The sequence below is a fragment of the Streptomyces glaucus genome (assembly GCF_039533365.1).
Classification (GTDB): Bacteria; Actinomycetota; Actinomycetes; order Streptomycetales; family Streptomycetaceae; genus Streptomyces; species Streptomyces glaucus.
This window is the reverse complement of sequence record NZ_BAAATK010000151.1, coordinates 1-691: the sequence shown is the minus strand read 5'-3', so window position 1 is coordinate 691 and position 691 is coordinate 1. Positions and strand designations below refer to the sequence as shown.

General features: G+C 68.6%; 1 protein-coding gene. It reads right to left on the bottom strand.

Annotated features, from left to right (window positions below; translation table 11 throughout):
• On the bottom strand, window positions 1-691 hold a 691-nt coding region (locus ABD363_RS32480; protein ID WP_344610049.1), incomplete at both ends, for an ABC transporter ATP-binding protein.

Sequence of the window (691 nt, the reverse complement as noted above, 5' to 3'; positions counted from 1 at the left end):
AGCAGCGGCACCTCCTGGGCGCACTTGTCCTGCGCCTTCCAGCAGCGGGTGCGGAACCGGCAGCCCGAGGGCGGATCGGCCGGGGAGGGCACGTCACCGGTGAGGATGATCCGCTCCCGGTGCGCACGGGCCTCCGGATCCGGCACCGGCACCGCCGACAGCAGCGCCTGGGTGTAGGGATGCGTGGGATGGTCGTAGATCTGCTCGTCGCTGCCGATCTCCACCATCCGCCCCAGGTACATCACCCCCACCCGGTCCGAGATGTGCCGCACGATCGACAGGTCGTGCGCGATGAAGACGTAGGACAGGTCGAACTCGTCCTGCAGCCGCTCCATCAGGTTGATCACCTGCGCCTGCACCGACACGTCCAGCGCCGAGACCGGCTCGTCGCAGATGATGACCTCGGGGTTGAGCGCCAGACCGCGGGCGATGCCGATGCGCTGGCGCTGGCCGCCGGAGAACTGGTGCGGATAGCGGTTGATGTACTCCGGGTTCAGCCCGACCACGTCCAGCAGTTCCTGCACCCGCCTGCGCCGGTCGCCCTTCGGGGCCGCCTCGGGATGGATGTCGAAGGGCTCCCCGATGATGTCGCCCACCGTCATCCGCGGGTTCAGCGAGGTGTACGGGTCCTGGAACACCATCTGGATGTTGCGGCGGACCGCCTTCAACGCCCGCCCGGACAACCGGGTGA